This window comes from Candidatus Limnocylindria bacterium, assembly GCA_036523395.1.
Lineage (GTDB): Bacteria > Chloroflexota > Limnocylindria > P2-11E > P2-11E > CF-39.
In genome coordinates this window covers 24471-35825 of record DATDEH010000004.1, presented here as the reverse complement: position 1 = coordinate 35825, position 11355 = coordinate 24471, and the positions used below count along the sequence as shown (strand labels likewise).

The following is an 11355-nucleotide window of genomic DNA, read 5'->3' as shown; positions in this document are numbered from 1 at the left end:
CCGGATCGTGGGCACTTCCATCACCGCCTGCTCGACGTTGGTCTCTCGCACGCCCAAGCCGTGCTCCTGATCTACGGGGTCACGATCGTGCTCGGAGTCCTGGCGTTCGTGACCAGCGGACGGACGCAAGCGATCACGTTCATGGGACTCGTCGTCCTCTTCGGCGTGACTGTCGTCGCGCTCGCTCAGCGCGCACCGAAAGCGAAAGAGTTGGATCCGACCCTGTACGCCGAAGAGGCCGACCGCTTCTAGCGTCACCCTTTCCGCGCGCGCCGCTCGCTGACGCGGCCTCAGGCGGGGCGGCACTCCTCTCGCTCGCTGCTGGCTACGCCGGCCCGCTACTCACGGAGCGCGCCGCGTTCGGGCCGGCTGGGCGCAGACGCTCGCTCGAGGGAGTGCCGCCCCGCCCTGAGCCGCGCACGCCTCGGACCGCGCACACTTTCCTAGTGGCGAAGAAGCGCGTCCTTATTGGTACTTGTTCATGGACGGACCCAACTCTTCTTGAATCCGGCTGGTATCCGGACAACGTTGCCAAGAAGGCCGACGAGCGACTGCGGTTCTACGCCGAGCGTTTCCCGCTTGTGGAAAACGACGCGTCCTATTACGCGCTGCCCGATCAGAAGCAGGCTCAGCTCTGGCTCGAGCGCACGCCCGACAACTTCACGATGAACTTCAAGGCGTTCGCCACGATCACCACGCATCCGACGGACCCGAAGAGACTGCCAAAGGACCTACGCGAGTCGCTGCCGGCAGAGACCCGCGAGAAGCGGCGCGTCTATCCGAAGGATCTTCCGAAAGAGATCATCGACGAGATCCACGCGCGTTTCTGGGTGGCCCTCGAGCCACTGCGCAAGGCGGGGAAGCTCGGCGCGATCCTCCTCCAGTACCCCGACTGGTTCACGATCACCGGCAAGAACAAGAGCGAGATCCTCCGCGCTCGTGAGCTCCTGCCCGACGACCGCCTCGCCGTCGAGTTCCGCAACCGGTTGTGGATGGAGGAGCGCAACCGCGACGAGACGCTGGCCTTCCTGCGCGACAGCGGCCTCAGCTACGTCGCCGTGGACGAGCCACAGGGCTTTCCCTCGAGCATCCCGCCGGTGGACGCGGTGACCGCGCCGCTCGCCGTCGTCCGCTTCCACGGACGCAACGCCGAGAACTGGAAGAAAGGGGGTCTCACCGCCGCCGAGCGGTTCGACTACTCCTATAAGAAGAGCGAGCTCGAGGAGTGGCTACCGAAGATCAAGCGGATGGAAGAGGCATCCGAGGAGATCCACCTGCTGATGAACAACTGCTACGGCGATAAGGCCGTGAACAACGCGCGCGATCTCTCGGAGCTGCTCGCCCGCCGCTAGAGCGACCGGAGCCAGAAGTTCGGGTCGTCCTTGAACGCGTGCGACCGGATCGGTTCCCGGCGCTCCGAACGAGTACGGCGAGCGTTGGAGCGCGGCGAGGCGAAGCGGTCCGAATACGGTCCACCAGCGGAGCTGCGGCTGCGTTCGGAGTGTCGTCGTTCGGAGCGCCACTACCGTCCCTCCGTGCGTTTCTTCTGAGCACGGTGTACCGGGTGCACGGTCGCTTGGACGCTCTCCGCGTCGCGCACTTCGCGCCGATCCGATGACAGCGGTACCGTAGCCCGCGGTGCCAAACCGACCGCTCTCGGACTTCCACCCGCACGATCGGCTCGCGAGTGTGCCCCACACAACACGCCGCTTCGCCTGCAGGTCCGTGTTAGCGCTGTCACCGGACGCTCGGACGCTCGCGGTCGTATCCGATCAAGGTGCCGGCACCTACGAGGCCTGGACGCTTCCGGCGACCGGCGGTACCGCGCAGCGCGCCGTCACCATCCCCGAGCACGCCGTCCGCAGCCTCTGCTGGAGCGCGAGCGGTGAGCTGCTCGCGGCGGCCGATCGCGGCGGCACCGAGCTCCACCAGGTGTACGTCCGCCACCCAGATGGCCCGGTCGCACCGGTCTCCGTCGATCCCGCGGGCAAGGTGCAGCGACTGCTCTCGTGGAACGCCGCCTCGCCCGATGGACGGCGCGTCGCGTTCTCGAGCAACTCGCGCATCGCGACCGATATGGACATCGTGATCGCTGACCTCGATACGGGTTCGGAGCGACAGCTCATCACCGGCGCGGCGTGGCATGTCGCCGGCGGGTGGTCGCCCGACGGCACGCGCCTCCTCGTGATGCGGGTGCTCGACAACACGACGCAGGAGCTCCTCCTCGTCGATCCGGTCACCGGGGAGCCTCGCGAGATCACGCCACAGCAAGAGGACGTGCAGCACATCCCCGCGGGATGGCTCAGCGATGGACGCGTGCTCGAGATCACCGATCTGAAGAGCGACCACCTCTGGCTCGCAGCGCTCGATCCGGCGAGTGGGCGACGCGATGCCGTCGACCAACCGAAGTGGGACGTCGAGCTCGCGGCGTCATCGGTCGACGGACGCGTGCAGATCTGGTCGGTGAACGAGGACGGCTATTCGCGCCTGCGCTGGCGGCAGGGCGGCGGTCCGATCCGCGAGCGCGACCTGCATGGAGTCTGTGAGGATCTGGTGCTCAGCGCCGACGGAACGCGCGCGGCGTTCGCGCGGATCTCGGCGACCGAGCCGTGGCAGGTGTGGACGCTCGACATAGCGAGCGGCGAGGCACGCGTCGCACTCACGACGACGTTCGGCGTGCCGGCCACCGAGCTCGTCGAGCCGGAGCTCATCCGCATCCCGGCGGCCGACGGCGACATCCCGTGCTTCGTATACCGGCCGCGCGGCGCGCGCGGACCCGTGCCCGCGGTCCTGTATCCACACGGCGGACCCGAGGGCCAGTCGCGTCCAGCGTTCTCGGCGCATCTGACGCATCTCGCTGCGCTCGTGCACAACGGGATCGCGCTCGTCGTCCCGAACATCCACGGCTCGACCGGCTACGGTCGCGCGTGGCAGGCCGCGATCCACAAGGACTGGGGCGGGATAGATCTGCGCGACCTCCGCGCGGTCTCCGAGTGGATGACGACGCAGTCGGACTTCGATCAGAAGCGCCTTGCTGTCTACGGAGGCTCGTACGGGGGATTCGCGACGCTCATGTGTGTCACGCGGATCCCCGACCTGTGGCGCTGCGCGGTCGATGTCTTCGGGGTCGCGAATCTCATCACCATGATCGAGAACGCGCAACCGAACTGGCGTCGATTTCTCGCGCGCTGGATCGGCGACGTCGAACGGGACCGCGAGAAGCTCATCGAGCGCTCACCGATCACGCACATCGAGAACGTGCGCTGCCCGATGCTCATCCTCCAGGGCGAGAACGACCCGCGCGTGCCGCAGGAAGAATCGGATCAGGTCGTCGAGCGTTTGCGCACACTTGGCCGTCGTGTCGAATACGTCGTGTATCCCGGCGAGGGCCACGGCTTCACGAAGCGCGCGAACGCCGAGGACGCTTACAGCCGGATCGTGAAGTTCCTGACGCGGGAGCTCCTCGAGACCTAGCGGAGCGTGCTCCCAAGTAGCACGCCGTTCGCCCAGTAGGCGCCCGTCGCGCCAGCCGGGAGGACGTCGTAGGTCGCACCCCCCGCGTAGGCAACCCGGTCGACGCTCGCGATCCGCGCGCCATCGAGCATGTCGCCCACGGCGAGGTCGCCGATGTGACGCCCGTCGGCGGTCGGGTGACCCGGCGAGACATAGACGATGCGCCCGTCGTCCAGCGCGAGGCGGACCACGATGTGCGTTCCTGGCACCGGCGTGCTCCCGATTGCCACGAGCGGTGCGGGAACTCGCGTTCCACTGGGGTCGGGCGTCCAGACAACGTCCCCGACGCGCAGGTCCTGCACGGCGATCTCACCGCTCGGTGTCGCGATGTGCGTCCCGACCGCAAGGCAGATCGGGCACGGCGGTGGTCCGGACTGCTGGCGAGCCGTGACGGTGATGCGCCCGTCCGCGGTCACGCGACCCTCGACGCGCTCGCCGCCGCCGGTGTTCCTCATCGCGAGGTACGCGAAGGTCCAGTCCTGGAGCGTGCTGGGAGATCCGAATGACCCGGGCTGCAGCTGTATCGCGTTCAGCGTCTTCCACTCGCGGTAGATCGCGAGCGTTTGGTCCGCCATATACGGGGGCGCCGGCGACAGCTTGAGATGCGCAACGATCGCGCTGAACGTGCCGGCATCCTTCTGTATCTCTGGCAGTTTCTCCTGCGCGCGTTGACCCTCATCGCCGCGCCCGACCGGGAAGAAGTCGGGGTCGCAGAACCATGGCCGGCCCAGCTGGTCCGTCACCGCGTACTTCATCTGGGGCACCGTGAGCGGCTGCGGCGGTGGTGTCGGCGACGGGGTCGGCGAGGCGAGCCCGCCGCCACATGCGGCGAGCGCCAGCGCGAGAACGAGCCCTGGCAGACGCACACTCATGCGACGCTGAGGGCGGGCTGGCGGTTCCACGGCTAGACCTTCGCCGGCCGGCGCCGGCGGACGTAACGGGTCGCGTAGACCTGCTCGCCGAGCGACAGGATCTTGTTATCGACCCAGGCCGTCGTGAGCATCACCCGCTGCGCCTCGTCCCACGACAGGACACCCGGCGGAAGATGATCCTTCTTCCACACCACGACCCAGATCGTTCCGTCGGGATGGGTGACGCGAACGAGCTCGCGCGCCAGCCTGGGTGGGTCGACCTCATCGAGTGAGAAGCAGAGCACCAGACCGTAGCGTCCATCGCGCGCGCGGAGTGGCAGCTTCAGCGGAGCGATATCGAGCTGCCCGGTCAGGTGCTCGAGCGGCCGGTCGTACTTCGTCACGTGGCCGATACGTAGGGCTGGGAAACCCGCTTTCGCGCCGAGTCTGGGCACCACCTCTTCGATGGCGCGAAGGCCGCCGGGCTGGGCCACGCAGCGAGTCTAAGAAGGCTGAACCGCGGTACGCGTTGTGCTAGGTGAGTCCCCATGCTTGGTCAACGATTTGCGCGTCCGGTCCTCGTCGTCGACGACGATGCGGCGACGCGCGCGGCGGAGCGCGCCGTCCTCACCGAGGACGGATTCCGTGTCGTTGAGGCACGAGACGGGGAAGAGGCAATGCGCGTGATCCAGATCGATCCTCCCGCGGTCGTCGTGCTCGACATCCAGATGCCCGGAGTGGACGGACCGGCCTTCGCGCGCGAGCTCCGGATGGCGCTTCGGCGAGTTCCGCTCGTGATCCTCACCGGTGCCATCGATCCGAAGCACGAGGCCGACCGCTGCAACGCCGAAGCCTTCCTGTGCAAGCCGTTCGACGGGCCTGAGTTCCTGAAAGTGGTCAGGCGCTTCGCCAGTTAGCCCGCGGGTTTAGCCTTCGATCATGCCTGCGCGTTTGCTCGTCAAGGAAGCGAACCAGACCAGCGAACGGCCGCCCGAGGAGCTTTCCGAGCTCCGCGACCGCCCGTGCTGGCTCGACATCAGCGATCCAAAGAGCCACGACTTCGAGCTCGCCGCGAAGGAGCTCAATCTGCACCCGCTCGCGGTAGAGGACGCGCAGCAGCGGCACGAGCGGCCGAAGATCGACCAGTACGACGACCACTACTTCATCGTCTTCTACGCGCTCGAGGAGCCGTCGCCCGGCGTGGTGCGCGAGGTCGAGATCTCGATCTTCATGTCGCAGAACGCGATCGTCACGGTGCACGAGGGCGACTTCACCGCGCGCGCCGCCGTCGAGAAGCGCTTCCGCGAGGGAAAGCTGGCGACCACGGGGCTCCTCCTCCACGCGCTCCTCGACACCATCGTCGACCAGTACTTCAAGATCGTGGACGCGCTCGGCGATCGCGTCGAGCTCCTCGAGTCGATGGTCGTCGGCGGCGAGGCGCCCGATTACGACACCTCGATCCGGGAGCTGTTCGTGCTCAAGCGTGACCTGGTGCGGATCCGCCACCTCATCGCGCCGGAGCGGGATGTCCTGACCGTCCTCGTGCGCGGCGACATCCGCGAGCTGCGCGAGACCGGGCGCCGCGCGTACTTCCAGGACGTGTACGACCACATCTCGCGCGTGACCGACGAGATCGACACGTTCCGCGAGCTGACCTCGAACGTCATCGACGCGCATCTGGCGTCGGTGTCCAACCGGCTGAACGAGGTCGTGAAGGTCCTCACGAGCGTAGCGACCGTCTTGCTGGTGCTCACTGTGGTCACGGGTTTCTTCGGGCAGAACTGGAAATTCATCCCGTACGACAGCGAACCGCTGTTCTTCGCGTCGCTGATCTTCATGCTCGCCGTGGCCGCAGGCACCGCGCTCTACTTCCGACGCAAGGGGTGGCTCTAGCCGCTAACCTGTCCCTGCATTGCCCCAGCGGGACTCCGGCAGCTACGGCGGCGATCTCCTTTCCATGGGCTTCCAGGTCGCGGTGGTCGTGGGAGGGCCGCTGCTCATCGCGGCGTACGTGGGGCAGAAGCTGGACGAGCAGTTCGGGACCGCCCCAACGCTGGGGCTCGTGGCGATCCTGGTGGGTCTGGCGGTCGCGGGTCTGGGGATGTTCTTCATCATCAAGCGTTACATCGCGCGGAATCCGACGCCGCCGACCAGTGATGCGGCGCGTGAGGCGGGGCGGCGCTGGGAGCGCGAGATCCAAGAGCGAGAGCAGAAGAAAGAGTCGGGCGAGGAGAGCGAGTGAGGCAGGTCCTGGGCATCGTGCTGCTCCTGAACGCCGTCGCCGTGATCGGCGCGGCGCTGACGGGCAACCTTCCGAACTGGCCGCCCACGCAGGCGGACATCCATGTCGCCGAGCAGGCGGGGACGCCGCTCATCCACCTCGGTGGAGAAGCGGCTCCCTCTGCGGGCGGCGTGATCTCGATCTGGAACGACATCTCGATCTCGAACTCGATCTTCACCGCCTGGCTCGTGATGGTCGTCCTCGTCGTGCTCGGCGTCGTCGCCTCGCGTGCGGTCAGCGAAGTGCCGGGACGCTTCCAGGGGTTCATCGAGCTCATCGTCCAGGCGCTCGTCGACTTCATGAAGGACGCCGGCGGGCCCGCGGTCGTGCGCTTCCTGCCACTCTTTGGGACTCTGTTCCTGTTCGCGCTCTTCTCGAACTGGCTCGGCATCATCCCGCTCGTCGGTCAGATCGAGCTGCTCCACTCGCCGACCGCCGACTACCACACCAACCTCGGCCTCGCCCTGACGGGCTTCGTTTGGTACCAGTGGGCCGGGATCCAGCAGAACGGGCTCGGTTACTTCACGCGCTGGGTCAACATCCCGGCGTTCAAAGAGGGGCCGCTCGTCGGCGTGGTCATGCTCGTCTTCGTCGGCCCGATCGAGTTCTTCAGCGAGCTGTTCCGCATCCTCACGCTGACGCTCCGACTCTGGGGCAACATCTGGGGCGGCGAGATCGTTCTCTCGGTCCTCTCGGCGCTCCTGTTCGTTCCCAGCTTCGTGCTTCCGTTCATCGGGCTCGAGCTGTTCATCGGATTCATCCAGGCGTTCGTGTTCGCGTTCCTCGTGCTGCTCTACATCATCCTTGCGCTCGAGTCTCACGGTGGTGAGGAGCACGAAGCAGCCCATCCCGAAGCGTCACACGTTCCGGAGCTCGAAGCAGCCCACGCGGCCTAATTCGCGAGGAGGAAAAACCATGAGCTTGGCTTGGCTTGGCGCCGGCATCGCGATCGGTTTCGGGGCCCTGGGGGCCGGACTCGGCATCGGCATCGCGGGTTCGAAGGTCGCGGAGGCAACGGGACGCAACCCCGACGCCGCGAACGCGATCCGCACCAACGGCATCATCATCGTCGTCTTCGCGGAGTCGCTGGGCATCTTCTCGTTCGTCATCGCGTTCCTTCTTCAGGGCAAGGCCCTCTAAGCGATGCTCTTCGCTCCACTTCTGGCGGAGGAATCGCCCACCGCGCTCGTCGTGCACCCGTTCTGGGTGCTCGTCTCGATCGTCAACTTCCTCGTTCTCCTGTACCTGCTCCGCCGCTTCATGTGGGGGCCGATCATGTCGACGCTTGATCGGCGCGCCGCGAAGATCCGCGAGGGGCTCGAGCTCACGGAAGCCGCGCGACGCGAGCGCGAACAGCTGAAGCAAGAGGTCGAGAAGATCCTGGGAGAGGCGCGTCGCGAAGCGGCCGCGATCGCCGAGCGCACGACGAAGGCCGCTGAGGCTGCCTCGGCCGACATCCGCACGCAGGCGAAGGCGGAAGCCGATCGCATCCGTGAAAAGGGTCGCGCGGACGCGCAGCACCTCCACGATCAGGCGCTCGCACAGCTGCGCACCGAGGTCGCGTCGATGGTCGTGCTCGCGGCGAGCCGCATCCTCGGTCGCGAGATCAGTGCCGACCAGCACCGCGCGCTCATCGAGCGGTCGCTGGACGAGGCGGGCGCGGAGCTGAAGCAGAACTGATGGCACTCTCCGGCTCGTCGGCGCGACGCTATGCCGAGGCGCTCCTTCAGATCGCGACGGCGGAGAAGGCGGAGCAAGAATTCGCCGCCTCGTTCGAGCGTCTGCGTCAAGCGCTGGGTGGCGAGATCCTGCGCGCGCTTCGCAATCCCGGCGTCCCACTGCGGGCGCGGCAGGCGGCGATCGAGTCCGCGACCGCCGGCGAGCCGAAGCCGATCCGCTCGCTGCTGGGTCTCTTGCTGGAGCGCGAGCGCATCGCGTTGTTCCCGCAGATCGCGGTCGCGTACTCCGACCTGGTCGAGCGGCGCGCCGGGATCGTCAAGGGAAGGATCACGACGGCGACGGAGCTGAGCACCCGCGAGCGCGAGGAACTCGTCGGGCGCCTGGAGCGCTCGAGCGGCAAGAAGATCCTCGCGACATTCGCCGTCGACGAGTCGCTCATCGGTGGCGCCAAGGTTCAGATCGGCGACCGGCTCATCGACTCATCACTGAAAGCACAGCTGGCCGAGCTTGAGCGCGAGCTCGCGCGCTAGAGGGAGAACACCGTGGCGACGACGTCGGAGATCACCGACATCATCAAGGCGCAGATCCAGAAGTTCGAAGGGCGGTCCGAATCGGTCGACGTCGGCACCGTGGTGGAGATCGGCGATGGCATCGCGCGCATCCACGGGCTCGCTGCCTGCCTCGCTTCGGAGTTGCTCGACTTCGGCAACAACGTCTTCGGCCTCGCGTTCAACCTCGAAGAGGACACCGTGAGCGCGATCATCCTCGGCGACTACACCGGTATCGCGGAGGGCGGCGAGGTCCGGACGACCGGCCGCATCGTCGAGACCGCGGTGGGGCAGCAGCTCGTCGGTCGTGTCGTGGATCCGCTCGCGCGACCGCTCGACGGAAAGGGCCCGATCGACACGAAGGAGTTCCGCCCGGTCGACGTTGTCGCCCCAGGCGTGATGATGCGGCAGAACGTCGACACGCCCGTGCAGACCGGCGTCAAGGTGATCGACGCGATCACGCCGATCGGCCGTGGCCAGCGCGAGCTCATCATCGGCGACCGTCAGACGGGCAAGACCGCCGTCGCGATCGACACGATCATCAACCAGAAGGGCCAGGACCTGATCTGCATCTACGTCGCGATCGGACAGAAGGACTCGTCGGTCGCGAAGATAGTCGCGACGCTCGAGGAGCACGGCGCGATGGATCACACGATCGTCGTCATCGCCGGTGCGTCCGACCCGGCGCCCATCCAATACCTCGCGCCGTTCGCGGGCTGCGCGATGGGCGAGTACTTCCGCGACAAGGGACAGGACGCTCTCGTGGTCTACGACGACCTGACGAAGCACGCCTGGGCGTACCGGCAGGTCTCGCTGCTCACGCGGCGCCCGCCCGGCCGCGAGGCGTATCCCGGAGACGTCTTCTACCTGCACTCGCGCCTCCTGGAGCGCGCCGCGCGCCTCAATAAAGAGAACGGCGGCGGCTCGCTCACCGCGCTGCCGCTGATCGAGACGCAGGCGAACGACATCTCCGCCTACATCCCCACGAACGTCATCTCGATCACCGACGGCCAGATCTACCTCGAGACCGACCTCTTCAACCAGGGCATCCGTCCGGCCATGAACAGCGGTCTGTCAGTCTCCCGCGTCGGCGGCGACGCGCAGACCAAGGCGATGAAGGCCGTGGTGAAGGGACTCAAGGCCGACCTCGCGCAGTACCGCGAGCTCGCCGCCTTCGCCCAGTTCGGCTCCGACCTCGACAAGCAGACCCAGCAGCAGCTCCGACGTGGCGAGCGGATCACCGAGATCATGAAGCAGCCGCAGTACCAGCCGCTGTCGCTGGTGCAGGAGGTCGTCATCATCTTCGCCGCGTCGAACGGCTACGTCGACGACGTTCCGGCGCACCGGGTCAAGGACTTCGAGCGCGATCTCTACCGCTTCATGGAGACCCAGTACAAGCCGCTCGCGGACAAGATCGCGAAAGAGAAGAAGTTCGACGCCGAGATCGAGAAGCAGGCGCGCGCGATGATCGATGAGTTCAAAAAGACGGTCTCCTACGACGACGCGAAGGTCGCCGCCACCGCTGCACCGAAGGCGCAAGACAAGAAGGCCGTTGAAGGGGGCTCGGCCGGCGCCGGCAAAGCCGGAGCCGGCCGCACGAAGGCAGGAGCAGGAGCCTAGATGCCCAGCGAGAGGGACCTGCGGAGGCGCGTCCGCTCGGTCAAGAACATCCAGCAGCTCACGCGAGCGATGCAGCTCGTCGCCGCGTCGAAGATGCGCCGCGCGCAGGAGGCCGTGCTCGCGTCGCGTCCGTTCGAGCAGAAGCTACGGTCGGTATTGAACGAGCTTGCCCCATACGCCGATCCCGAGGTCAGCCCGCTGTTGCGGCGTCGAACTCCCGTCCGGAGGGTCGCCGTCGTGCTCATCACGACCGACCGCGGCCTCGTGGGTCCGATGAACGTGAACCTGCTTCGGACGGCACTGCGGTTCGCGCAGGCGCAGCCGGAGACCGCCTACGTCGCGGTCGGCAAGAAGGGCATCGGATCGCTCCGCCGTCTGCGGACTCCCGTGATCGCCGAGTTCCCGAGCATCCCGGACCGACCGACGACGAACGACACGAACGTCATCGCTCGCGTGGCGGTCGACGAGTTCACCAACGGGAACGTCGACGAGGTCCACCTCGCGTTCACGCGCTTCGTCAACACGCTCCGCCAGGAGCCGACGATCCGTCGGATCCTTCCCCTCGTGCCCGAGGAGGAGGACATCGACGACCTGCCGCCGATCCAGTACCTGTTCGAACCGGATCCGCAGGCCGTGATGGACGCCATCCTGCCGCGCTTCATCGAGATGGCCGTGTACCAGGCGATCCTCGAGTCAAAGGCCTCGCAGTTCTCCGCGCAGATGGTCGCCATGCGCAACGCGACGGATGCGGCGGACGACATCATCGGAGATCTCACGCTCGCCGCTAACAAAGCGCGCCAGACGCGTATCACCAAAGAGATGCTGGAGATTGCTTCGGGCGCCGAAGCGCTGAAGGGGTAGC

Annotated in this window: 14 protein-coding genes; 12 read left to right on the top strand and 2 right to left on the bottom strand. The window is 66.8% G+C overall.

The window, feature by feature from the left end; translation table 11 throughout:
• The 3 genes from VI056_00510 to VI056_00500 form a co-directional block, all read left to right on the top strand.
• Positions 1-252, top strand: a 252-nt coding sequence (locus VI056_00510; GenBank protein HEY6201498.1) for a hypothetical protein, incomplete at its 5' end; no start/stop codon positions are given.
• Positions 253-446: 194 nt separating this feature from the next.
• Positions 447-1352 carry a DUF72 domain-containing protein gene (locus tag VI056_00505; protein ID HEY6201497.1) on the top strand — a complete coding sequence of 302 codons (906 nt, stop codon included), beginning with the start codon at positions 447-449 and terminating at the stop codon, positions 1350-1352.
• 373 nt (positions 1353-1725) lie between these two features.
• Entirely contained in the window at positions 1726-3474 is a 1749-nt protein-coding gene (locus VI056_00500; protein HEY6201496.1) for a S9 family peptidase, read from the top strand.
• Here the strand turns inward: VI056_00500 and VI056_00495 are convergent.
• Both VI056_00495 and VI056_00490 read right to left on the bottom strand, forming a co-directional pair.
• On the bottom strand, positions 3471-4385 hold the full coding sequence (locus VI056_00495; GenBank protein ID HEY6201495.1) for a Hint domain-containing protein: 915 nt from the start codon (positions 4383-4385) through the stop codon (positions 3471-3473). The genes VI056_00500 and VI056_00495 overlap by 4 nt on opposite strands.
• A 32-nt stretch (positions 4386-4417) precedes the next feature.
• Positions 4418-4858 (bottom strand): hypothetical protein, encoded by a 441-nt coding sequence (locus tag VI056_00490; protein ID HEY6201494.1) that lies wholly within the window; start codon positions 4856-4858, stop codon positions 4418-4420.
• A 54-nt stretch (positions 4859-4912) separates the two neighbouring features.
• Between VI056_00490 and VI056_00485 the strand changes: the two genes are divergently transcribed.
• From VI056_00485 to atpG, 9 genes are read left to right on the top strand one after another with little or no spacing between them, the layout of a single operon-like run.
• Positions 4913-5281, top strand: a complete 369-nt coding sequence (locus VI056_00485) for a response regulator (GenBank protein ID HEY6201493.1) — start codon at positions 4913-4915, stop codon at positions 5279-5281.
• A gap of 22 nt (positions 5282-5303) precedes the next feature.
• The gene (corA, locus tag VI056_00480) at positions 5304-6257 is read left to right on the top strand and encodes a magnesium/cobalt transporter CorA (GenBank protein HEY6201492.1); all 954 of its coding nucleotides are present in this window, start codon (positions 5304-5306) and stop codon (positions 6255-6257) included.
• Between the two features lie 19 nt (positions 6258-6276).
• A complete protein-coding gene (locus tag VI056_00475) occupies positions 6277-6606 on the top strand; it encodes an AtpZ/AtpI family protein (GenBank protein HEY6201491.1) in 330 nt (109 codons plus the stop codon).
• Positions 6603-7541, top strand: coding sequence for a F0F1 ATP synthase subunit A (atpB, locus tag VI056_00470; protein HEY6201490.1), 939 nt, complete (start codon positions 6603-6605; stop codon positions 7539-7541). The genes VI056_00475 and atpB overlap by 4 nt, the downstream gene beginning before the upstream one ends.
• 19 nt (positions 7542-7560) lie before the next feature.
• On the top strand, positions 7561-7785 hold the full coding sequence (gene atpE / locus VI056_00465) for an ATP synthase F0 subunit C (protein ID HEY6201489.1): 225 nt from the start codon (positions 7561-7563) through the stop codon (positions 7783-7785).
• Positions 7786-7788: 3 nt separating this feature from the next.
• Positions 7789-8325, top strand: a complete 537-nt coding sequence (gene atpF / locus VI056_00460) for a F0F1 ATP synthase subunit B (GenBank protein HEY6201488.1) — start codon at positions 7789-7791, stop codon at positions 8323-8325.
• Positions 8325-8855, top strand: a complete 531-nt coding sequence (gene atpH / locus VI056_00455; GenBank protein HEY6201487.1) for an ATP synthase F1 subunit delta — start codon at positions 8325-8327, stop codon at positions 8853-8855. Before atpF ends, atpH begins: the two co-directional genes overlap by 1 nt.
• A 12-nt stretch (positions 8856-8867) precedes the next feature.
• Positions 8868-10493: a F0F1 ATP synthase subunit alpha gene (gene atpA, locus VI056_00450; protein HEY6201486.1), complete on the top strand. Its 1626-nt coding sequence runs from the start codon at positions 8868-8870 to the stop codon at positions 10491-10493.
• A complete protein-coding gene (gene atpG / locus VI056_00445; protein HEY6201485.1) occupies positions 10494-11354 on the top strand; it encodes an ATP synthase F1 subunit gamma in 861 nt (286 codons plus the stop codon).
• Position 11355: the final 1 nt, after the last annotated feature.